General features: G+C 49.6%; 24 protein-coding genes. 9 read left to right on the plus strand and 15 right to left on the minus strand.

The genetic code is table 11. The features are described 5' to 3' along the window. On the minus strand, positions 1-537 hold the full coding sequence (locus C1752_RS01830; RefSeq protein WP_110984333.1) for a P-loop NTPase family protein: 537 nt from the start codon (positions 535-537) through the stop codon (positions 1-3). 371 nt (positions 538-908) lie between these two features. Between C1752_RS01830 and rph the strand changes: the two genes are divergently transcribed. Next, positions 909-1,628 carry a ribonuclease PH gene (gene rph, locus C1752_RS01835; RefSeq protein WP_110984334.1) on the plus strand — a complete coding sequence of 240 codons (720 nt, stop codon included), beginning with the start codon at positions 909-911 and terminating at the stop codon, positions 1,626-1,628. A 51-nt stretch (positions 1,629-1,679) separates the two neighbouring features. On the opposite strand, the gene C1752_RS01840 is transcribed toward rph, so the two are convergent. Together C1752_RS01840 and C1752_RS01845 are read right to left on the minus strand one after the other, a co-directional pair. Then, complete coding sequence (locus tag C1752_RS01840; protein WP_110984335.1) at positions 1,680-1,922, minus strand: hypothetical protein; 243 nt, start codon at positions 1,920-1,922, stop codon at positions 1,680-1,682. Between the two features lie 149 nt (positions 1,923-2,071). Next, a complete protein-coding gene (locus C1752_RS01845) occupies positions 2,072-2,356 on the minus strand; it encodes a hypothetical protein (RefSeq protein WP_110984336.1) in 285 nt (94 codons plus the stop codon). 223 nt (positions 2,357-2,579) lie between these two features. Here C1752_RS01845 and C1752_RS01850 point away from each other — a divergent pair, with 223 nt between their 5' ends. After that, entirely contained in the window at positions 2,580-3,863 is a 1,284-nt protein-coding gene (locus C1752_RS01850; protein WP_233501255.1) for a site-2 protease family protein, read from the plus strand. 49 nt (positions 3,864-3,912) lie between these two features. Next, positions 3,913-4,998, plus strand: a complete 1,086-nt coding sequence (locus C1752_RS01855; protein ID WP_110984338.1) for a metallophosphoesterase family protein — start codon at positions 3,913-3,915, stop codon at positions 4,996-4,998. Positions 4,999-5,396: 398 nt separating this feature from the next. Here C1752_RS01855 and C1752_RS01860 read toward each other — a convergent pair whose 3' ends face one another. Next, entirely contained in the window at positions 5,397-7,208 is a 1,812-nt protein-coding gene (locus C1752_RS01860) for an iron uptake porin (RefSeq protein WP_110984339.1), read from the minus strand. A 424-nt stretch (positions 7,209-7,632) separates the two neighbouring features. Between C1752_RS01860 and C1752_RS01865 the strand changes: the two genes are divergently transcribed. From C1752_RS01865 to tsaE, 3 genes are read left to right on the plus strand one after another with little or no spacing between them, the layout of a single operon-like run. Next, entirely contained in the window at positions 7,633-8,301 is a 669-nt protein-coding gene (locus C1752_RS01865) for a HEAT repeat domain-containing protein (protein WP_110984340.1), read from the plus strand. Beyond that, positions 8,294-8,977, plus strand: a complete 684-nt coding sequence (locus tag C1752_RS01870) for an SDR family oxidoreductase (protein WP_110984341.1) — start codon at positions 8,294-8,296, stop codon at positions 8,975-8,977. Before C1752_RS01865 ends, C1752_RS01870 begins: the two co-directional genes overlap by 8 nt. A gap of 3 nt (positions 8,978-8,980) precedes the next feature. Then, positions 8,981-9,445, plus strand: coding sequence for a tRNA (adenosine(37)-N6)-threonylcarbamoyltransferase complex ATPase subunit type 1 TsaE (gene tsaE / locus C1752_RS01875; RefSeq protein ID WP_110984342.1), 465 nt, complete (start codon positions 8,981-8,983; stop codon positions 9,443-9,445). A 58-nt stretch (positions 9,446-9,503) separates the two neighbouring features. Here the strand turns inward: tsaE and C1752_RS01880 are convergent, their stop codons facing one another. From C1752_RS01880 to C1752_RS01900, 6 genes are all read right to left on the minus strand, one after another. Beyond that, a complete protein-coding gene (locus C1752_RS01880) occupies positions 9,504-10,139 on the minus strand; it encodes a vWA domain-containing protein (protein WP_110984343.1) in 636 nt (211 codons plus the stop codon). Positions 10,140-10,477: 338 nt separating this feature from the next. After that, positions 10,478-12,100 (minus strand): cyclic peptide export ABC transporter, encoded by a 1,623-nt coding sequence (locus C1752_RS01885; protein WP_110984344.1) that lies wholly within the window; start codon positions 12,098-12,100, stop codon positions 10,478-10,480. A 31-nt stretch (positions 12,101-12,131) separates the two neighbouring features. Further along, positions 12,132-13,043 (minus strand): GNAT family N-acetyltransferase, encoded by a 912-nt coding sequence (locus tag C1752_RS01890; RefSeq protein WP_110984345.1) that lies wholly within the window; start codon positions 13,041-13,043, stop codon positions 12,132-12,134. A gap of 91 nt (positions 13,044-13,134) precedes the next feature. Next, entirely contained in the window at positions 13,135-13,308 is a 174-nt protein-coding gene (locus tag C1752_RS28255) for a hypothetical protein (protein WP_158534985.1), read from the minus strand. A gap of 172 nt (positions 13,309-13,480) precedes the next feature. Next, positions 13,481-14,125 carry a response regulator transcription factor gene (locus C1752_RS01895; protein WP_110984346.1) on the minus strand — a complete coding sequence of 215 codons (645 nt, stop codon included), beginning with the start codon at positions 14,123-14,125 and terminating at the stop codon, positions 13,481-13,483. Beyond that, a complete protein-coding gene (locus C1752_RS01900; protein WP_110984347.1) occupies positions 14,122-15,300 on the minus strand; it encodes a sensor histidine kinase in 1,179 nt (392 codons plus the stop codon). The genes C1752_RS01895 and C1752_RS01900 overlap by 4 nt, the downstream gene beginning before the upstream one ends. A gap of 273 nt (positions 15,301-15,573) precedes the next feature. On the opposite strand from C1752_RS01900, the gene acsF reads away from it, so the two are divergent. Further along, positions 15,574-16,608, plus strand: a complete 1,035-nt coding sequence (acsF, locus tag C1752_RS01905; RefSeq protein WP_110984348.1) for a magnesium-protoporphyrin IX monomethyl ester (oxidative) cyclase — start codon at positions 15,574-15,576, stop codon at positions 16,606-16,608. A 51-nt stretch (positions 16,609-16,659) separates the two neighbouring features. Here acsF and C1752_RS01910 read toward each other — a convergent pair whose 3' ends face one another. The 4 genes from C1752_RS01910 to C1752_RS01925 form a co-directional block, all read right to left on the minus strand. Next, positions 16,660-16,983 carry an acyl-CoA thioesterase gene (locus C1752_RS01910; RefSeq protein WP_353962721.1) on the minus strand — a complete coding sequence of 108 codons (324 nt, stop codon included), beginning with the start codon at positions 16,981-16,983 and terminating at the stop codon, positions 16,660-16,662. Further along, positions 16,952-17,032: a hypothetical protein gene (locus C1752_RS30440; protein ID WP_353962722.1), complete on the minus strand. Its 81-nt coding sequence runs from the start codon at positions 17,030-17,032 to the stop codon at positions 16,952-16,954. The genes C1752_RS01910 and C1752_RS30440 overlap by 32 nt, the downstream gene beginning before the upstream one ends. A gap of 158 nt (positions 17,033-17,190) precedes the next feature. Next, entirely contained in the window at positions 17,191-17,694 is a 504-nt protein-coding gene (locus tag C1752_RS01920) for a DM13 domain-containing protein (RefSeq protein WP_199464247.1), read from the minus strand. A 98-nt stretch (positions 17,695-17,792) separates the two neighbouring features. Next, on the minus strand, positions 17,793-18,689 hold the full coding sequence (locus C1752_RS01925; protein WP_110984351.1) for a LysR family transcriptional regulator: 897 nt from the start codon (positions 18,687-18,689) through the stop codon (positions 17,793-17,795). A 130-nt stretch (positions 18,690-18,819) separates the two neighbouring features. On the opposite strand from C1752_RS01925, the gene C1752_RS01930 reads away from it, so the two are divergent. Both C1752_RS01930 and C1752_RS01935 read left to right on the plus strand, forming a co-directional pair. Then, positions 18,820-19,194 (plus strand): YybH family protein, encoded by a 375-nt coding sequence (locus C1752_RS01930; RefSeq protein ID WP_110984352.1) that lies wholly within the window; start codon positions 18,820-18,822, stop codon positions 19,192-19,194. 65 nt (positions 19,195-19,259) lie between these two features. Continuing rightward, positions 19,260-20,123 carry an NAD(P)-dependent oxidoreductase gene (locus C1752_RS01935; protein ID WP_110984353.1) on the plus strand — a complete coding sequence of 288 codons (864 nt, stop codon included), beginning with the start codon at positions 19,260-19,262 and terminating at the stop codon, positions 20,121-20,123. Between the two features lie 4 nt (positions 20,124-20,127). Here the strand turns inward: C1752_RS01935 and C1752_RS30165 are convergent, their stop codons facing one another. Beyond that, entirely contained in the window at positions 20,128-20,292 is a 165-nt protein-coding gene (locus C1752_RS30165) for a type II toxin-antitoxin system HicB family antitoxin (protein ID WP_146242262.1), read from the minus strand. Between the last annotated feature and the right edge of the window lie 14 nt (positions 20,293-20,306).

Consider the following 20,306-nt stretch of genomic DNA (forward strand, 5'->3'; position numbering starts at 1 on the left):
TTATAGACGGGGACTTCGGCGTAGTTCAGTCACCTGATCGGCCTCATTCACTATGGCGGGTGGCATGTTGGGTCCCGTGAGGATCATATCAATATGGCGGGGCCGCTGCTGGAGAAGATTGAGAACGTCGGCTTCAGGAATCAGCCCCAAATGAATGGCTAAGCTCAATTCATCCAGTACCACCAGTGAGTAGTTGCCCTCTAGCACCGCCGACTGTGTGTGATTCCAAAGGTCAGACAGAGCCTCTTGCTCTGAATCATCAAGCTGGGCATCACCGATACAGCGGGGCAAATTACACCGAAACCAATCCAGATGCTGACACAGATGAATGGGATGCTGATGCCCCATATTGATGCCACCCTTAAGGAACTGCACCACCAACACTGAGGTTCCTTGACCCGCAGCCCTGAGCGCTTGAGCCATAACGTTGGTGAAAAAGTTGCGGTGGGGAGCCGTCACGATTTGCACAAGTCCCTCGACGGCATGAAAAACGCGGCGGTCAAGATCTAGTGTTGTGGCTTCAATCTGAGCAACCATAAATGATTCCAGTAGTGCTTCGAGAAATGTTGTATTTTTGCGGTAATCTGCCTGATCAGAAACATCTACGACTCAATTAGAAGATCCTCAATAGTGAGGACACAACCCATAGTGGCAGGGTGGCTGAATTGAAGGAGGCAATGCACAGATATAGCGCTTAGCTGCAACGTTCTCACATAGTCAACACCATATGTATGTATTCGTCAATAGTTTACGTTGAATCTTTAAGTTCATAGCGTCCTGTCCCTCTAAGAGGTAGTCTTTGGGTTTGGCTTGCACTATAAGGAAACGTCATTAGACCGTTTAAGGGGTCTCACACTAGCCTTCTCAATCTCTGTCGTTCTGCAGTTTTAGTTTAGGAAATCGCATTTATGCCACAGCAGCGCCCCGATGGTCGTCAGCCTGACCAACTTCGGCCCATTCAGTTTCAGCGGAGATTCACGGGTTCTGTGCCGGGTTCTGTGCTCGCGCAGTGGGGAGAGACAAAGGTCCTGTGTACTGTTTCAGTACAGTCAGGGGTACCCAGATTTCTCGAAGGAACAGGGCAGGGATGGCTCACGGCAGAGTATCGGATGCTGCCAGGGTCGACACCTCAGCGGAAGGCTCGGGAGATCCTGAAGCTATCGGGACGCACGCAAGAAATTCAGCGATTAATTGGCCGTAGCCTACGGGCAGCACTGGACCTCCAGGCCCTCGGGGAGCGTACCTTGATTGTGGATGCAGATGTGCTGCAGGCGGATGCAGGCACCCGAACGACAGCCATTACGGGCGGTTTCGTTGCCCTTGCCGATGCGATTCAAGATTTGATTACCAAGGGAGAGTTAGAAACCTCTCCCATTCGCCACTATGTTGCGGCTGTTTCAGTCGGCTTAAAGGCTGGAGAGCCACTGCTGGATCTCAATTACAAGGAAGATGTGGCGGCAGATGTTGATCTCAATGTGGTGATGACAGAGCATCAAACACTGCTAGAGGTGCAGGGCACAGCAGAAGAGGGCGAATTTACGCGATCGCAACTCAATCACATGCTCGACTACGCTGAATCTGGGATCCAAACGCTTGTGGCAGCCCAACGACAAGCCCTCAATGGATAAGATTGATACACCAGCGGGACAGAGACCCTCCGTAGGCTTCTCAATACCAGTTTACGAGACCGGCTTTTCACTTAGAGTCGCCATATCTTCATAGGGCTGATCGAGCAGAGGCTGTCCCGGTAGAGCAACTTCAATGCCCAGCTTCTGAATACCGACGACCGCGATTTCAGCCGGTAGCTTGACGAATCTAGGGGCGTGAAAATTGGAAAAGAGATCAATTCCGATCGCCCATTTCAGTACGTAGAGAAGATACAGCGCGGCTACAGTCGTTAGAGATTTTCTGAGCAAAGACATTGCGTTAGCTCCTGAAGGAAGAAGTTCCGCCGCCAATCGCTTGATTATGAGCGGTGAGATTGACTGAAAGCGATGCTTGCGTCTGCGAACAGCATTGTGGGTCTACAGGGAAAGGCGCAGGATTAGCGAAAATGGTGACCGTGGTGGAATTACTGATGACCGAAGAATTTCTTGTGGCCGATGAACTTCTGCTTGCCATGAAACCGACCGTGCCCGTGATGAATCTTTTTGGTCTTCTTGAATTTCTTAGGGGCGTGATGATGGCCCTTCTTAAACTTCTTGAACTTGAGAGCCACTAATTCTGTCTCAGGTTGACCCACTGCTGTCTGCTCGAGCGTCTTAGCTTCAGCAGTACCAACAACAGTTGTTAACCCCAGGATTACAGCACCTAGTCCAATAAGAGTGGCGTTAATCAGATGGTTTTTGTTATTCATGATTGAGTCCTCTAACCTCTATGACTTCAATCTAGAAGGGTTGTCTGAGACCCAAATGATCTGTTTATATGCGCAAATAGCAAACTCGCTGAGAGTTTCAGTCGCATTGCCTGAGAAAACTGAGTGCCTAAATTTTGAGATGGGCTGTGCAGTGTCTCAGGCAACAGCCGTCTAATCTTTAGAAGAAGTAACAGAATGATCCGCAGTGGATTTGACGGCTACCATGAAAGTGGTACTGGTTTGGAACAGCGTTATGCAGCAGGGCACAAGACCCAATTGGCAGGTCGGGACGGTCTTTGACATCCCGCTTTTTATTGATTCATCCTGGCTCGTAATCGTGGCGCTGATCACCTTTGTCGATGGGCTAGAGTGGCAGACCGAATACCCCATGTGGGGGACAGGTCTTGCTTGGGCAGCAGGATTTGCGATGGCGCTGCTTTTGTTTGGCTCGGTGCTCTGTCATGAACTCGGCCATAGTTTAATCGCTCAGTCCCAGGGCACAAAGGTCAACTCAATCACGCTGTTTATTTTCGGTGGATTGGCGTCCATCGACGAAGAGGCAAAGACACCGGAGAAGGCCTTTCAAGTTGCGATCGCAGGTCCCCTCGTCAGCCTGCTGCTCTTTGTCTTGCTGAGCCTAACGGCGCGGCTTTTTGCAGCGGATCACCCCATTGGGGTTCTAACAGGCAGCCTTGCCCGCATCAATCTCGTGCTAGCGCTCTTTAATCTAATTCCGGGCTTACCCCTCGACGGCGGCCAGATTCTCAAGGCAGCGGTCTGGAAAGCCACGGGCAACCGCTTCAAAGGCGTGCGCTGGGCAGCTAAAGCTGGACAAACGCTAGGTTGGGTTGCAGTGACTCTGGGCCTGATCACCATCTTGTTATTTGGCAGCTTCGGCGGCATCTGGATCGCGCTACTAGGCTGGTTTGGGCTGCGGAATGCCTATTCATACAATCGCTTTGCTGACCTGCAGGAGGCGCTGCTAGAACTCAAGGCCCAAGATGCCATGACCCGGGATTTCCGCGTCGTCAAAGTCACCAAAACACTACGAGAGTTTGCCGACGACTACGTGCTATCTCTCAATCGCGCCTCTACTTACTTTGCAGCCTCAGATGGCCGCTACCGGGGGCTCATTGATGCCGATCAGCTCAATATCACCGAGCGTAGCCTCTGGGATGATCTTCAGGTGCAAGACCTCGTACAGCCCCTACAGGAGATTCCCTCGGTCAAGGAGACGACTTCTATGGTGGAGGTCATTGACCAATTAGATGCTGAAGTGCTACAGCGCGTCACGGTTCTATCTCCAGCGGGGGCGGTGGCTGGCGTCATTGACCGGGGGGACGTGGTGCGAGCACTGGCGAAGAAAATGAATCTGATGATTGCGGATGCTGATATCCAGCGCATCAAGGACGAAGGCAGCTACCCGCCCAATCTCAAGCTAGATGCGATCGCACGTAGCATTTTGTCAGACGCCACACCGCCACAGTCAACGGAGACAACCCCCTGAGGCAAGAGTATTCAACGTTCTGACAACAGCGACCGGAGAGAGCTTAGCTATGTCTTTAAACTTTCGCTTTGGTGTGATCAGCGACCTGCATATCGGTTTACCCCAAACCATTGAAGACAGTCCCCATCGCTTTCATTTAGTTGAATTGAGCGTCTCGGCCCTAGAGTCAGCACTGACGCACCTAAGTCAGCTCGATCTCGATTTTTTGCTGATTCCGGGGGATTTAACCCAAGACGGTGAGCCGGACAACCATACTTGGCTGAGTCAGCGCTTGGCTCAGCTTCCTTTCCCTAGCTACGTCATCCCGGGCAACCATGACGTGATCTCACCGATTCCCACAGATACCTGCATTGGACTGCAGGAGTTTCCGGGCTACTACCCAAAGTTTGGCTACCAAAATCCAGAGCAGCTCTACTACACCTGTGCGCTGCTGCCCGGAGTACGGCTGATTGCCCTCAACTCTAACCAGTTTGATTTAGCAGGCTATCAGCTTGGAATCTTAGATGACCAACAGCTTGCGTGGCTGCAGACGGTCTTAGAAGAGACGGTGGATGAGCTAGTTCTAGTGATGGTGCATCACAACGTTCTAGAACATTTGCCCGATCAGACCCAGAACCCAGTGGGCAAGCGCTACATGCTCGACAATGCACCCAAGCTAATAAACCTACTACAGGCGCATAATGTTCAGCTTGTGTTCACAGGGCATCTGCATGTTCAGAACATTGCCCACCAGAATGGACTCTACGACGTCACCACCGGCTCATTGGTCAGCTACCCTCATCCCTATCGGGTGATTCAGGTGCAGCAGCAAGCAGAGCAAACACAGGTTGAGATTGAGTCTCATCGGTTGCGATCGCTTCCTGACTGGCCTGACTTACAAACCACCTCGCGGCAGATGATGGGTCAACGTAGCACTCGATTTATGACGCATTTTTTAACTCAGCCACCGCTAAATCTGCCCGTAGAGAAAGCTACAACACTTGCTCCGCAGCTCAGCGATTTTTGGGCTACCGTTGCCGATGGTGATCCGGTCTTGTCTTATCCAGAGCTACCGGAACCTGTGCAGCAGTACTTTGAGGCTTTTAGTCACAGCGGTGTCGCAGACAATCAGCTCATTATTTCATTACAGACTTAATCAACCCGATTAGAACCGCCAGGTATAGCGATGCACGTATTGATTAGGACATAAAAATGGCTGAAATCTATCTGTGCCAAGGAAGGGCTGTCCCAACTCAGTCGGGTACTGCTATGACGATTGCGTGAATCTCGCTTCCCCTTAATCGCTTCATAGCCTATCAGCAGTTCTCACAATCTTAATACCGAGTGATATAGCGGCACGCGTATTGATTAAGACATTAAAGTGGTTGAGAGCTATGCCTGCTAAAGAAGGGCTGTTCTAAACTCAGCCGAGTACTGCTATACCCAAGGGAATGACAACATCGTTGAGTGAACGTGTCCCTTACAAAAATGAATACAAAAAGCGCCGGGGTTGAGTTTAACCCCGGCGCTAAATTTTTGCTTCAGGAACCGAAACTAGAACTTAAACGTTGTTCTAATGACGGGTACAAAAATGGGGTCATTAGAGTCTGTATTGTTGGCCTGGAAAATAACGATCACTCCAGGAGAGATCTTGATATTGTCATTAACCTTGAACTGATATTGAGCTTCTGCAGTGATGTTATCCTGAGCGCCATCAGTGATGCCAGTACCGTTAAGATTACCTGTATCAATGATGAACGGCTGCTGACCGACTGAAATTGAGCCGCGATTCCCTTCGGCAAAGAGGTCTGGGAAGATAAAGTTGGCAGCCCAGTTGAGGAGCGTGACCTGCGAATCCTCTAACTCTGGACTGCGAGCGAGTGTCACACCTGCCCAGCCAGAAAAATGGAGGAACTTGGCAATTTCAGCATCAACGTTGAAACCAAAGTTATCCGTAGTTGTGTCCAGACCGTCAAAGGGATCAGATGTATCTCCCCCTGGGCCTAAGCCACCACCCGTGGTAGGCGCATCGCCCGTATCATTGGTGATATCGGCACCGCCTCTGAATTCGCTGCGTGCGTACTGTGCACCAAAGCGTAGTTTCTCAGACAAGGTAACGCCAATTTGGCCAAATACACCAAACTGACCACCACCAAACAGACCACCGTTGTTATCACCATCTGCAGTGGCTAGCTCCGCATCGTCAGCCGCCGCCGCGAAAGATAGCTCGATTGCGTCATTGAGTTCGTAAACGGCACTGACAGTCGTGTCGCCAGGAGCGCGGTGAGTGACGGGGTTGAAGCGGAAGAATCGTGAAAGGGCACCACTACCGCTGCTCTTTAGGTAAGGGTTAAAGGTCTCAACGTCATCTTTGTAGTCTCCACCCTGCAGTGCAATTTTCAGGGTAAGCCCTTCTAAAGGCTTAAACCGATAGTTGAGTTCGTCAAGAATGACCAGATTACCTTCTGGATCATTCTCGTCAAAGCCGAAGCGAGCCAAGCTGGTTCCAGCAGAACCATCTTCGTCTAGCTCGGGAATATCAGCAGCCTCTAGACGAATTCGAAGACGGTCTGAACCAGAAAAGCTAGTGTCGAAATTAAGGCGAGCACGGTAGCCCAAGAAGAGTCGATCTTCACCCGTATTGCCGTCGTCTGTACCAACGCCAAGCACGCTGTCGAGGGCTTCGTCTTCATCAAATACGAAGGCAGAACCAAAGACAACTTCACCGTTGAGCTTGGTGGTCGTAGAGAATTGCTGAGCCTCAACTGTATCAACGCGAGCTTCTAGACCATCAACGCGACCACGCAGAGTGGCGAGTTCAGCAGCAAACTCATCCTGTAGGGCTTTGACGGCGTCTAGATCAGCTTTGGAAGCAAAGCGATCGCTAATTTGATCTAGGCAAGCATTGAGGGCTGCGGCCATTTCATAACGAGTCGCAGAACGATTGCCCCGGAAGGTACCGTTGGGGTAACCCGCAATACAGCCGTAGCGTTCAACGAGGGACTGCAGCGCCTGAAAAGCCCAGTCAGTGGGCTGCACGTCAGAAAGCTGTGAGACAGATGTAACCTGCCCCAGACTGTCGGCATTCGCGGAAAGTTCATCCACGCTGGTCACGTTGAGGTTGGGTTCAATCGCAACTGGCTCGGTTGCACTTGGCTCGGTGATGGATGCATCTGCCACTGTCATTGGGAACAAATTCTCAACAGACAAGTCTTGTTCAGTAAGACCAGCGGTCAGATTCTCAACGGCATCTTGATGAATAGTTTCGCTCTGGGTTGCTGCGGCAACTGCAGCCGAGGGTGACAGAATCATAAGGCCGAGAAGGGCTGGCTTCAAAAGCAGCGACTTCTTTAGAAAATTCAACATATCAAGTATTTCCTCACACACAACGATCGGGTCATTCACACCGTCAGCCAAATTTGATGAATTCTATTCGCCAACCGCCTGCTCAGGAAGTTGCGAATAATTCTCAAGGATTGACTCTGATCATTTATATATATAGCGAAGTCAAGTCTTTGACAAGTGGCTCGCACACTATAAAAGTGCAGGAGATGGACTTGCTCTAAGTGATCAGCGGATTCGTAAGCCCTAAGAGTAATACCATCTGTCAAAAGCACGATTCAACCAAGATAAGGTTAAGGCAGAGGGCTTTGTGCGCGTGGCTCACATAAGTGTGGATGAGATGTGATGGCTGATGTCGCTATTATTAAGAGGACGTTCAGCACCTTGGTTGTGCGCAGGCTTCGCTTAGATGCAGTCTGACGTCAGGTTATCTGTCTAGCTCAGGATTATGGTGAACTCTCGGCTCAGTCAAATCGCAGCTCAATTGGATAGCTCTGATACTTGCGATCGCATATTGGCTCTCGTTGCCCTACGGCAGGTTTCAGCTGTAGAGGCAGCCCCCTTAATCAAAGGAGCACTATCAGACGAAAGTCTACGGGTGAGATCGATGGCAGTGCGGGCATTGGGAAGCAAGCCCTCAGCTGACGCCGATGAAATCTTAATCCGCCTGCTGGGAGAAGACCCTGATTATGAGATTCGCGCTGACGCAGCCGCGGCTCTGGGTGATTTGAAAAATACAAAAGCCTTCCAAGCCTTAGTGAGAGCTTTCTTTGAAGATACATCCTGGGTTGTGCGCTTCAGCGCAGCTGTTGCCCTTGGTCAACTTCAAGACCCACGCGCCCACGAAGTCTTGATCCACGCCCTTCGTCGAGATGAATCTGTGATTCAACAAGCAGCCATCGCAGCTCTGGGTGAAATACAAGATCTGAGCGCTGTAGATGATCTGCTCCATTTTGTTCAAGCTGAGGACTGGCTCTCTCGCCAACGTTTAGCTGAAGCCCTTGGGAATCTACCGACCCCTAAAAGTCAGTCAGCCCTCAGCTATCTCAGTAAAGACGAACACCCCCAAGTGGCTCTGGCCGCTCAGCGATCTTTGCAGCGGCTGCAGCATGGCTAAGCGGATCGTGCTCACAGGAGTCACCAAAGGGCTAGGCCAAGCATTAACCGATGGCCTGATTGATGCCGGTCACACCCTTCTCGGCTGCGGACGATCGGCAGAAGCCATCGCTCATCTATCGCAGCAGTATCCTGCACCGCATCAGTTTACAGTGGTTGATGTCGCCCAAGCAGATCAGGTCGTCACTTGGGCAAACGAGCTACTTGGCCAGAGTGAAGCCCCTGATTTACTCCTCAATAATGCAGGTCTCGTCAATTCGCCCGCTCCCCTATGGGAAATCTCAGACTCGGAGTTCACTCAGGTAACGGACGTTAATCTGCGGGGCGTAGCCAATACCATTCGCAGTTTCGTCCCAGCCATGATTGATCGAGGGCAAGGCGTGATCGTCAACTTCAGCTCTGGCTGGGGGCGGTCCACTTCTCCTGATGTGACTCCCTACTGTGCAACAAAGTGGGCCATTGAGGGGTTAACTCAGGCGCTGGCTCAGGAACTGCCAAAAGGACTGGCTACAGTCGCGCTCAACCCTGGCATTATCAACACCGAGATGTTGCAAACCTGCTTTGGTAATCATGCGGCAGCTTACCCTACGACGGAACAATGGGGCCGTGCCGCTGTGCCCTTCATTCTGCGCCTCTCTGCTCAGCACAATGGTCAATCGCTAACCGTACCGAGCTAAGTCATGCTGACCCTATCGCTGCCAGATTCTGCTGCGACCCAGGCTCTAGGACTGAAGCTGGGACAGTCGCTACCGACGGGCAGTATTTTATTACTGGACGGAGACTTAGGCAGCGGCAAAACAAGCTTGGTTCAAAGTATCGGGCAGGGACTGGGCATTACAGATATGATTGTTAGTCCAACCTTTACCTTGATTAATGAATATCACACCGGACGGCTGCCGCTCTATCACCTCGATCTCTATCGTCTACCACCAGCAGAGGTCTCTAATCTCTATTTAGATACTTATTGGGAGGGCATTGATTTCCCGTTAGGTATTGTGGCAATCGAGTGGCCCGAACGTCTGTCTGATTGGCCTGAGAGCTACATCCACGTCAAGCTCCAGTACCAAGGCGAGGGGCGACAGGCGACTTTAACCACTCAGGGATCCGCGCAGATAGAAGAAATGTTTGTAGGCTGGACAAGTTGAATCGTCTCGCAGTATTGACCTGATGGTTCCAGTGATGCTGCCTGAGTCGTTCGGAAGTTTACCCTAGCTCCTCTTTTTCATCGGCGCTGTAGGCGATGTCGGCAGCGGGTTTTCCTGTGGCCAGAGCAGAGCGGGCTGCAGCAATCTTGCGGCTGGTGACCTGGTAGGCTGCGGCTCCTTTACGACGGCTCACTTTGACAGCGCTGGCAACCGGAATTTGAATCGATTCAGCCACCTGTTCCGCTTCAATATCGACACCAAGGAAAACAAATTTCCAGCTATAAAGCTCGCGCTGCTCTTTAATCATGGCGGCGATCTGTTGCTGGCTGTATTCTTTACTCGCGTTTTCGGCTCCGTCGGTACAGATGACAACGGTAACAAGTGCAGGTCGATCTGACTCCTGCATCTGAGCCAGCTTCAAGCCAACGCTAGCGATGGTCAAACCAACCGCGTCATAGAGGGCCGTCATGCCACGAGGTTCTAGCTGATATTTAGGCACATCATTGATGATGGCAAAGTCGTGAATCAAGTCATATTCGTTGTCGAACTGGGCCAGCGATAGCGTGCAGTTTCCTGGCTGGGCAGCCTGATCTTTGATAAATGTGTTGATGGCGGCTTGAGCTTCACCTTGAGAGGCAGACATCGATCCTGAGCGATCGGCAATCAGAACAATGTGGGTATAGTCTTGTTTCATGGCAGTAAGGTGTGATTTTTCTCAGTGAGTGAGCAACCCATTCCCCATGCGTTCAAGATTGAGACCATAATTTTTTCTCTGGACTTGACCGCTACGCGTTACTCAACGAAGGGACATCCAGTATAGCCATTAAATTTTGATATTCTGTTCACCGGAGTATCATAAAAGCTTGTTTAGCCTTTGCTCAGACGAAAGAGCAAGGCACCGCAATCAACCTGCTAAAGCTGAGCATATGGATCAAGCGACCCGAGGCGAGGATATCTTCATCGTCTCAAGGGCAGATAGCCTGTGCGAAATAGGGAAAATGGACAGGAGGACGAGCGGAAATCAGTGATTTCCTATGATTCTTGAACGCTGACCACTTGGCCGTAGTCTAGTTTTATGGTGCGATCGCAACTCTCAAAGTACCGATCATCATGACTCACCACTAGGACTGTCTTGCCGCGCTGTTTTAGGGCAGGCACCAACTGTGTATAAAAGACCTTCTTAAACACCGGATCTTGATCAGAAGCCCATTCATCAAAGACGTATATGGGGCGATCTTCAAGATAAGCCGTCAACAAGGCCAGACGCTTGCGCTGTCCTTGAGATAGATTGAGGGTAGATAAAGTATTGCCCTCAATAGTGACCTTGTGGTCTAGCTCTAGCTGAGTCAGATAACTCTGGGCCTGGTCCTTGAGCGCCTCTGTTTCGATACCCAGCAGGCGATCAAAAAGATAGAAATCAGCAAAGATGGCTGAAAACTGCTGTCGGTATTGCTCGCGGTTGCGATCATCAACCGGCTCTCCATCCCATTCGATGTGGCCTGCTTCTGGCTGATAAAGCCCCGTGATGAGTTTCACCAAAGTGGATTTCCCACTGCCGTTACCTCCCACAATAAACACAATTTCACCGGGGGTGAATTTTAGATTCAGAGGCCCGAGAGTGAAACGATGATCTTCACGATCGCTGGGGTAAGTATGCTCTAGATCAACGAATTTGAGAGAGGTCCAGCCTGGTTTAGGGGTTGCTTTTGTGAGTTGGTTTTCAGTGCTGGGTGTCGCTAGGGCAAGACCAAGGGAGTCCACCTTCGCTAGAGCTACATTGGCTTTGGCGATCTCAGGCAAAATATTGAGTATCGCTCGGATCGGAGAGAGCATGAACAAAATAGTCAAGGCATAGCCTGCCAGCGTCCTCTGATCAAGGGTGATCCAGTAGGGCAAAACGTACATTAAGAAACCGATGGGAATCAAAAACAGGACCAGCCCCAAGCTCCCGGTCCAGGAATAGATTGTCAGGGCTTGGATCCAGTGGTGTCCCAGTTTGCTAGCTGTGGGTTCGAGATCCGACTGGAAGAAGTCCCGGCGCCGTTGCTGATGCAGCTTGAGTTCTTTGGTCCCGGTGGTTAGAGTTTCAAAGTTTTCGAACAGATGATCTCGAACTTGGAAGGCCGATTTAAGGGATGCCTGAGCCAAGTCGAGCAGCTTTTGATAAATCGTAATGCTGACAACCATGAAAATCAAGAACATCATAAAGAGGCTCGGCGAGAGCCAGCACAGGTAGAAAAGGCTACCCAGCAGCCAAGCTAAGTTGAGGGAAAGTTGAGCGGTGAAAGCAGAAGCATTGGCGATCTGACCGATATCGTCGGTGAGGGTGGCCAGTAACTTAGGGGCACCCAGTTGTTCAAGATGCTGCAGTGGACAATCAAGAACGCTTTGGGCCAGCTCAAGGCGAAGCTGGTAAATAATATCCTGAGAGAGCTTGGCGATATAGATTTGAGAATATGCTCCGCTCACCAAGAGCATGAGACACAGCCCTAAAAACACCCAGGGCAGCCAGCCAGGAATTTGATCGAGTCTTTGTAATGTGAAGTTGATAGCCGCAACAAGTCCGGCGGTGCTTCCTCCACCAAGAATGCCGGTTAGGGTTGAGAGCGTCACTGCTCTCCATGAGTTTTTAAGCAGCAGGTGAATGAGTTTCATGATGAGTGCCCCTCATACACATTTGGGATGACTACAGTAGTTTCCGATAAACTGAGTGACGCTTGACCACCCGAAAGCCACAGTCTTCGTACAAACGATTCGCACCGCTTATATTCTCGCTGTCGACGCCTAAAACAGATTCGGTCATTCCTTGTTCCTTTTGTACCTTTAGGCTGAGAGAAATCAAAGCCCTTGCCAGACCCCGCCTGCGCCAAGGACGGCGGACACAAATAAACTCAGTGAAACCACGTTTGCAATCGTATTTTTCATTCTGAGCGTGGTTGATGAAGGTTCTGACCTGACCCGCAATTTGATCTGTTTCAACATCCCAAGCAATCTGCCAGAGGTGGGGCTGGAAAACTGTCTTATGGATCAACCACGCCTGGTACTGTTCTTCAGTGCTGGGCGTATATCCCCAATGGTCCTGAGAGGCTTCCTCGGCGGTTCCCCAGATCGCCCGGTAATGTTCGGGCAACACAGGCCGGACTTCTAATCCTGCGGGCATGGGAAAGTTTGGAATGTCATCTAGCGTCTCACGATGCATTTCATTGGAATATCGAACGGGTTTATAGCCCTCCTCTTCCAGCATTGTCTCGGTTCCTACGTGTCCGTGTGCGGTGCAGCTCTGAAGGAACTTGGAATGTTCACCAGGATGTTCTGCTGCAATCGTACGCAGGCGACTTTCTAGCCACCGCAGTAGGACTTGCCCGATGCCCTGCCGTCGCCACTCTGGCACTACAGCAACTAAAAAATCATAAAGATAAGGGCCATCATTGGCCTCTAAATACCAGAAACATCGCCCATAGCCGATGAATTCGCCATTGACCTCAGCAAAAATCACGTCTTGCTCAAGATCACAGTTAGCCAGAGAGAGACAAGCATTAGCAACATCTTCAGCGGTCGCGGAGTACTCGACGTTATCGGCATCACAGCTAACAGTCATCACCGAAACAATGTTTAGAAAATCATATTTGTTGCAGAACTGACGAAAACTGAGACCAGGGATGACAGGAGCCTCGATACTGTTAATGAGCCTATTTTTCTGCCTCTTCTAGCCGTGGCCGGGCAGACCGCATCGCTTCTGTACCCGCTAGTTTCTCCGCCAAAGGATCTGCGAACAAAGCGTCAGACCATTGTGACTCGACGGCACGAGCTGCAGCCATCAGTTTCGCAGTCGTACTAACCTTAATCTCTAAATTTTCAGACATTGAGCACTAGCTTAGGACAGTTTCATCACTCTAGATGAAAATAGAAAAGTAACTGTGAAGAGCGTTGAGCAAATGTGGCATGAGACAGTAGATCACGCTGACAAGCTCCGCCCGATTCTTGAAATGCCAATAGAAGCTCCCCTTCATCGTTAACGGAGAAACAATAATGAGTTCAGTTGGGTCGATCCAAATGTTGTTGTGCCCATAAGGCTGCCTGTGTGCGATCTCGCACCCCTAGATGATTCAGCAACTGGCTCACGTAATTTTTGATTGTCCCTTCTGTCAAATGCAGATTCTCAGAGATTTCTCGATTGCTCTTGCCCTGACCAATCAGATTTAAGATCTCCAACTCTCGATCGCTCAGCCGTTTCAGACGTTCCGGATTGTTTTTAAGAAGTGGCGGGCGCAGTTGGGCAATCACCTTTGGGGCAATAGTCGGTCCCAACTGAAAGTGCCCATTGTGTAACATCCGTACCGCTGCGGCTAACTGGCTAGCTGGTGTACTCTTTAGCAGATAGCCAAGTGCCCCAGCCTGCAAAGATTTCCAGATATATTCATCTTCATCAAAAGTGGTCAAAACTAAAATCCGAATCCAAGGGAAGCGGCGGTGAATCTCTTGGGTGGCTTCAACCCCATCACAAATAGGCATACGGATATCCATGAGAATGATGTCTGGGTGGAGTTTCGCTGTCAGTGAGATTGCCTCTCGTCCATCCTGAGCCTGACCCACGATCTCCAAGTCTTGCTCTAGATCTAGCAATGAGGCTAGGGCTTGCCGGAACTGGCCCTGATCATCAGCTAAAAGAAGTCGAATCATGCAGGCTCAGTCGGATAAGGAATGACAACTTTCAGGAACGTCCCTTCTCCGACAGTGCTCTGGACCGTAAAGTCTCCCTCCAGAAGCTGAGTCCGCTCTCGCATTCCCCTAATCCCAAAACCTTCATGAGGGGTACTAGGATTGAAGCCTTGACCGTTATCGTGCAGCACGACAGTAATACCGTTGGTATCCTGATTACCTTTAAGCGTAACAGCGGTGGCTCCTGCATGTTTCTGTATATTGGTCAGTCCTTCTTGGATAATGCAGTAGAGCTGATGACCCACTTGAGACGGTAGGGGTGGCAAGCAGAGATCTTGATGAAGGGTCAAGGATTGTTTCTCGTGTATGGAGTCTGTAAGAGCCGCAATGGCGTCATTGAGATCAAACTTTTCCGCACGCATCGTTTGGACGGAGCGGCGCACCTCGTCTAAACACTGGCTGGTCAAACGTTTCGCTTTGTTTAACGACTCTTCGGTTTTAACTGAATCTCTCTGATAGAGCTGCTGGGCAAGCTCCAGTTGCACATCCAAGGTCGTGAGGGAATGTCCTAGCGAATCATGAATGTCGCGAGCAATGCGCGTACGTTCCAGAGTTGCTGCCAGTGTTTTGACCTGCTGTGTCAAGGCTTCCGCCTCGTAACGACTTTTTTGTTCAGCAATGACAATGTGCACAAATACTAGAGTGAAGCTGCTTGCACCCATATAGAAACTTAATTGATTGAAGAAAATATAGTTTGGATCTAGCCACCGTTCAATGCCTCTCTCTGCAAGCAGTGCTAGCGCATTAGGCAAGTTCCAGCGGTAAGCAAGCAGGAAACTCGCGCCAGTGAGAACGGTTGTCATGATTGCATCTCGACGCCCCAGCGAGAAACAGCTCTTGGCGAGAAACCAGTACATCTGCAATGGAAACGATAGGCTAGCGCTCGCAGCCATTGTGAATACCAGCACGTTGAAACCTACATAAGCTAGTCTTGGCCCACGCTGGCGATTCAACGGGGTGATAAAGCTCAACAGGAAAAACACGCCATAGAAGGTCAGAAGCTGCAGCGTGATCTGTGCTGATAGTGTGTAGCGCCCCTCAAGACTCCCCAGCACTAGACTCATTACGATTAATAGCCAGTCAATATGGCGCATCGTCCGGCGGGACAGAATGGATGGTGTGGAGACTAAACTCATCGTGTCGCACGAGATAAGGTCAGCAGAGCTGTTTTCATCCTGCAATATAGTGCAGGGAATAAATGATGACTAAAGTCACTAATTATCTTGACTTTTGCAATGAGACACAGACATGCAGGCTTTGCTAGGTTGAGACATGTCAGCCTTTACGAATCAATTATAAAACACCTTACAAAAAAGCAATACCTAGTAAATCTAGGCAAACGGCTTAGTTCTACAGACCAACTCTCAACCTTTTGTTCCGATTTTCTCATTGTCTTAAAGGGTAAAACGATGATAAGTACTGCTCCAGAAATCCGCAGTAAAATGAAGCCAGACATTAGAGATACGCTCTTGACTCCTAGATTCTGGACCACTGATTTTCAGGAATTAGAATTACTAGATACCAGCGTTCAGGAGCCAGCCATCAAAGCAGTTATTCAGGAATTTATTGCAGATTATAACCGCAAGCATTTCGTCAGGGATGATCGATTTGATCATAGCTTTGAGAAGCTGAGTGAAGAAGAGAGAAAGCTTTTCCTGGCATTTCTAGAGAGATCCTGCACCTCAGAGTTTTCTGGTTTTCTACTCTATAAGGAAGCATCACTTCGTCTTCGCAAGAACAATCCTCTTCTTGCTGAAGGCTTCAAATACTTGAGCCGGGACGAGGCTCGTCATGCAGGTTTCATTAACCGAGCAATGGCAGACTCTGGCTTGTCTCTGGATCTTCCTCACCTCACGAAATTTAGAAAGTATACATTGATAAAACCAAAGTTTTTATTCTATGCGACTTACTTGTCAGAAAAAATTGGCTATTGGAAGTATATTCTTATTTTCCAGCACCTTGAAGATAGTCCTGAATTCATTATTCATCCTCTGTTTAACTATTTTGACAACTGGTGTCAGGATGAAAGTCGGCATGGAGACTTCATGGGCTTAGTTATAAAATCTCAGGCCGATTGGCTCAATGGAACGATCAGTCGCTTGCAGATTCGCCTATTCTTGCTCTTATTTGTCTTGACAACATACTTTAGCGGACAAAAGAGCAGCGACTTCTACAATATGATAGGAATGGACGTAAAGGAATTTGATCTAAGCGTTCTCAAAAAAACGAATAAAGAGGCTTCCAAAGTTTTCCCTATTTATCTTGATTTAGAGCACCCTCAGTTTGTGATGCTTTTAGATGCTTGCGTAACAAACAACAAAAAGCTAAGAAGTAAGAAAAAACTGATTGGCAAGCTGCCGTTTTATATTTTGAACTGCTTCAATATCTTGCGTATGTATTTCATTCCGATCAAGGAGTCCTTGCCGACGGGAACCGTCTGCTAGGAGAAGCCGTTTTCTCACAAGACTGACTTTTGCGGCGCTGCTCCAAGGCATCTAGGCCAAAAGTAGCGTTTCTGCGGCTGTAACATCAGCCATAATCTCGAAAGCAGTCACGACGGCAGTCGGCATGGCACGAGGTCGGCCCGTTTGAGCATCGGCAAAGACCCAATCTGTTTCTCCTGTTGCCAAAATGGCTTGGTCGGCAAGGCGAAAGAATCGATATTTCCGCTGGGCTCGGACCTTTCTTATCTCTGCACACCAAGTCAAGATCGTAAGCTGCTCACCTTCATAAGCGGGCCGCAGATATTCAATTCGATGGGATCTTGCCACCCAGGTCGCACTCACTTCAGCCGTGGCCTGGGCACAGCCATTGCACATACTCAACATTATTGAGATGACTATTCTCATCAATGGCTGAGGCCGGCACCGTAATGTCGTAACGAAAGATAGCTGACGTTCAGACTGTCCTCAAAAAGCTGATGGAGGTGATTTTACAAAACCCCGGCATCTTAACAGCTTTCTCCCTTAAAACAGATGCTATCTAGTGAGGTCATTATTAGCACGCTAGCGAAGTCTTCCCGAGCGTTACTGCAGCGCAGCAGACCCGAATGTGGCATTGAATTTTCGGCACCAGATCGTTACAGATTGATATTCTGAAGCATCGATTTCTTGAGGAACAGGGTAGCTTTGGGCACCACTAAAGGCTTCTAAATCAGCAACATATACATAGTCGCCCTCTTTGAGAGGATAGGTAGGGGGTGTGGTCTCACCGACAACATCGGCTGATTTGTGAAGAACCACCACCAAGTCTGGCCCCTGTTCAGAGGTTTTGAATTCTTCACCTAGTTCTATCGTTGTTTGGCCCTCTTGCGTCACTAGCTTGACTGTCCCTGCGGTAGGGGCTTCTGCCGACACAAACGTTCCTGTTTTTTCCTCTTCAGCGGCAGGGGCATCTGCAGCAGGCTGTTCGGTCGGGCTGGTCTCAGGAGCTGGCACGCTGGATACCTGCTCAGAAGTACAGGCCATCATCAGGAGGGAAGTTGCGATCGCAAACCCAATAAATCCTTTACGCATAAGATGTTGGGCCATTATCAATACTCCTCTGATATTTATATGCCTAAAACCGTGACTCAACCATAGTGTCATGAACCCAGCTTGCAAAACATCCGTAAAGAAATAGAAATGAATCAGGTAGTAATAGACTGCTGCAGAAACTCAATAAACACCTTTACCTTCAGCGGCACATAAGTACGAGAAGGATAGACCAGCCAAGCAGCAGTCCTAAAGTCTGTTGCAGTCACCTCATAGTCTGGAAATACATCGATCAGCGTTCCTGATCGGAAGTCTTCGTCAATAAGCCAATTTGGAAGCAGGGCAAGTCCCATCCCAGAGAGAGCACATTGCTGAAGCGCAGTCATATTGGAAATCGTGAGGGTACCATTCACTGGAATTTCGCTGAGATTACGGGCCTGATCTTTGAAAATCCATCGAGTTTGAAATCCTGCCAATGGGAACCGCAGACAGTTGTGCTCCTTTACGTCTTTGGGCAGCTTGAGAGGGGTAGACTGTCTCAAATAGTCAGGACTAGCGCAAACCCGATAGTGAGTTTGCATCAGGTGCTGGGCGATTAAAGTCGAGTCCTCCAAAATTCCCAAGCGCACTGCGAGATCTATGCGTTCAGCGATCAAATCTACAATCGCATCAGTGAGCATCAGATCGATAGTGAGATCAGGATACAGGGCGGCAAAATCAGGCAGCAGCGGCACAATACACTTGAGACCAAATGGCACTGAAGCCGTCACTCTGAGTGTGCCTCGAAGCTGGCCCGACACGTCCGTAGCAATATCTTTTGCCCGCTGGATTTCCTCAACAAGAGGCTCAATTTGTACAAAATACATTGTTCCAGCTTCGGTCGGGGAAAGCTTGCGAGTTGTCCGCTGAAACAGTCGAATGCCTAGCTCTTTTTCTAGAGTTGCGATCGCACGTGAAACCGAAGACGGGTCAATATTGCGATCACGAGCAACCGCAGCAAAACTGCCCTGTCGCATCACCTCTATAAATAGCTGCAGCACGGATAAGTCCATGGCTGAATTATAGAAGCTCTATTCGTGCAGTTAACGCATGAGTGTTGTTCATCAGAATCTATTTATTCCCTATATCGCAGCAAGTATGCTCATGTCATTGAGCGACAACTGAGTACAAGGAGATACGCACATGCAAGAACAAGAAGCCACGATTCTCAAAGCTGCGAAGCAAGCCAGCGAACAATGGAAAGGGGCATTTAATGCTGGCGATGCCGCAGGGTGTGCAGCCCAGTATGAGAATAATGCGGTGATGCAGGCGAAACCCTTCGGAACTTTTACAGGAACGGCTGAGATTCAAGCCTTTTGGCAAAAGCTAATTGATGATGGCTTTACAAATGTCGAGTACCTAAATCCTCAGATAACGGTTGTTGATCAAAGCAGCGCCATCTTGACCTCGCGTTGGCAAATGAATAAAGCCAGCGGTGTAATTCATAAAGAGCTGTGGGTTTTGAAAGCAGACGGAACAGCAAAATTACGGACGGATGAATTTGAAGCCATCAATTAGCCAAGAGTTATCCGGCACATGGCCAGAACATCGCAGACCTTGAATTTTGTAATTGGAGATCAAATATGAAAACGATTGCTGTTTTGGGGTTAGGAGCAATGGGTTCTCGCATTGCCCAAAATTTACTTAAGGCTGGACATCAGGTTGTCGTCTACAACCGCACCGCAGAGAAGGTGCAGCCCTTACTGAACCTAGGGGCCGTTTCTGCCTCAACACCTCGGGAAGCAGCGGGGCAGTCTGATGTTGTCATCAGTATGGTGAGAGATGACGAAGCATCTCGTGCTGTTTGGCTCAGTCCCGACACAGGCGCAGTAATGGGATTGAAGAAGGATGGGGTTGCGATCGCATCTAGCACCCTCACCGTTAACTGGACCAAAGAATTAGCCACAGAAGTAGCGCATCGCGGAGCCACATTCCTTGATGCACCTGTCGTTGGCTCTCGACCTCAGGCAGAAGCTGGGAAGCTCATCTCTCTAGTCGGGGGTGAGACAGCTACGCTAGCAAAGGTTCGAGATATTCTAGAATCTACCAGTAGCGCGATTCATCATGTCGGTGAGATCGGTCAGGGTATGGCGATGAAGCTGGCCGTGAATGCACTCTTCGGGATTCAAGTCGCAGCCTTCGCGGAAGTCATCGGAATACTCAGTAAGCATGGCCTGACAACGGCAAAGGCAATGGAGTGCATAGGTGAGCTACCAATTACTAGCCCAGCGGCCAGGGGAGCAGGATGCTTAATGGTTGCCAATCAACATGCACCGATGTTCCCAATTGAGCTAGTAGAGAAGGATTTTCAATATGTTCTGGAGATGGCTCAGGCTGTAGAGGGTGCCAGTCCAGTGGTGACGGCGGTGCGTGAGGTTTATGGGGATGCGATCGCAAAGGGGCACGGTGACAAAAATATTACGGGCGTTGTTCAGCTTTTCGTTTAGATATCTATGCTGATACATCCTCACCGCAGATCTTTTTCAGAGAGCCATCCTTCAAGTTAGCTTGAACTTCTTCCATCGTGTCTCCCTCCGTGATGCAGCCAGGGAGGGCAGGTACCTTTGCCCAGACACCACTTTCTTCCGCTGGATGAATAACTGCATTGATCTTTATGAAGTTCTCGAAGT

The organism is Acaryochloris thomasi RCC1774 (genome assembly GCF_003231495.1).
Lineage (GTDB): Bacteria > Cyanobacteriota > Cyanobacteriia > Thermosynechococcales > Thermosynechococcaceae > RCC1774.

Bases quoted from the DNA above. Each gene is read 5' to 3' on its own strand.
- C1752_RS01830 (WP_110984333.1), bottom strand. From the start codon at position 537: ATGGTTGCTCAGATTGAAGCCACAACACTAGATCTTGACCGCCGCGTT.
- rph (WP_110984334.1), top strand. From the start codon at position 909: ATGCCACAGCAGCGCCCCGATGGTCGTCAGCCTGACCAACTTCGGCCC.
- C1752_RS01840 (WP_110984335.1), bottom strand. From the start codon at position 1,922: ATGTCTTTGCTCAGAAAATCTCTAACGACTGTAGCCGCGCTGTATCTT.
- C1752_RS01845 (WP_110984336.1), bottom strand. From the start codon at position 2,356: ATGAATAACAAAAACCATCTGATTAACGCCACTCTTATTGGACTAGGT.
- C1752_RS01850 (WP_233501255.1), top strand. From the start codon at position 2,580: ATGAAAGTGGTACTGGTTTGGAACAGCGTTATGCAGCAGGGCACAAGA.
- C1752_RS01855 (WP_110984338.1), top strand. From the start codon at position 3,913: ATGTCTTTAAACTTTCGCTTTGGTGTGATCAGCGACCTGCATATCGGT.
- C1752_RS01860 (WP_110984339.1), bottom strand. From the start codon at position 7,208: ATGTTGAATTTTCTAAAGAAGTCGCTGCTTTTGAAGCCAGCCCTTCTC.
- C1752_RS01865 (WP_110984340.1), top strand. From the start codon at position 7,633: ATGGTGAACTCTCGGCTCAGTCAAATCGCAGCTCAATTGGATAGCTCT.
- C1752_RS01870 (WP_110984341.1), top strand. From the start codon at position 8,294: ATGGCTAAGCGGATCGTGCTCACAGGAGTCACCAAAGGGCTAGGCCAA.
- tsaE (WP_110984342.1), top strand. From the start codon at position 8,981: ATGCTGACCCTATCGCTGCCAGATTCTGCTGCGACCCAGGCTCTAGGA.
- C1752_RS01880 (WP_110984343.1), bottom strand. From the start codon at position 10,139: ATGAAACAAGACTATACCCACATTGTTCTGATTGCCGATCGCTCAGGA.
- C1752_RS01885 (WP_110984344.1), bottom strand. From the start codon at position 12,100: ATGAAACTCATTCACCTGCTGCTTAAAAACTCATGGAGAGCAGTGACG.
- C1752_RS01890 (WP_110984345.1), bottom strand. From the start codon at position 13,043: ATGACTGTTAGCTGTGATGCCGATAACGTCGAGTACTCCGCGACCGCT.
- C1752_RS28255 (WP_158534985.1), bottom strand. From the start codon at position 13,308: ATGTCTGAAAATTTAGAGATTAAGGTTAGTACGACTGCGAAACTGATG.
- C1752_RS01895 (WP_110984346.1), bottom strand. From the start codon at position 14,125: ATGATTCGACTTCTTTTAGCTGATGATCAGGGCCAGTTCCGGCAAGCC.
- C1752_RS01900 (WP_110984347.1), bottom strand. From the start codon at position 15,300: ATGAGTTTAGTCTCCACACCATCCATTCTGTCCCGCCGGACGATGCGC.
- acsF (WP_110984348.1), top strand. From the start codon at position 15,574: ATGATAAGTACTGCTCCAGAAATCCGCAGTAAAATGAAGCCAGACATT.
- C1752_RS01910 (WP_353962721.1), bottom strand. From the start codon at position 16,983: ATGTGCAATGGCTGTGCCCAGGCCACGGCTGAAGTGAGTGCGACCTGG.
- C1752_RS01920 (WP_199464247.1), bottom strand. From the start codon at position 17,694: ATGGCCCAACATCTTATGCGTAAAGGATTTATTGGGTTTGCGATCGCA.
- C1752_RS01925 (WP_110984351.1), bottom strand. From the start codon at position 18,689: ATGGACTTATCCGTGCTGCAGCTATTTATAGAGGTGATGCGACAGGGC.
- C1752_RS01930 (WP_110984352.1), top strand. From the start codon at position 18,820: ATGCAAGAACAAGAAGCCACGATTCTCAAAGCTGCGAAGCAAGCCAGC.
- C1752_RS01935 (WP_110984353.1), top strand. From the start codon at position 19,260: ATGAAAACGATTGCTGTTTTGGGGTTAGGAGCAATGGGTTCTCGCATT.